The sequence below is a fragment of the Salinimicrobium oceani genome (genome assembly GCF_012037645.1).
The window spans coordinates 1-280 of sequence record NZ_JAAVJR010001692.1 but is presented as its reverse complement, the minus strand read 5'-3'; the positions used below and the strand labels follow the sequence as shown (position 1 = coordinate 280).

General features: G+C 48.6%; 1 pseudogene. It reads right to left on the bottom strand.

The window, feature by feature from the left end:
* Positions 1–280, bottom strand: a pseudogene (locus tag HC175_RS23625) (S9 family peptidase); the annotation flags it as partial.

The following is a 280-nucleotide window of genomic DNA, read 5'->3' as shown; positions in this document are numbered from 1 at the left end:
AAATCCAAGTTCGGCTACAGCCTGATGATCGCTACGGGCGGCCGAGAAATTACGGCTGCCCACACTTCCTCCCTGCGGGCCGGGATATACATAGTTCACTACCGGGTATTTTCTATTCTCATCCAAATGAGTTGGGGTAAACAGGAGACCCTTCAGATCCCACTGCCCATCTGCCGACTTTACTTTAATAGATTCGGGAGCTTTCCAGCCGGTGGCTTTTAGGCGGGTAATATCTGCTTTTTCAAGGACTGCTATTTCTTTTCCATTACTGTTACGAAGA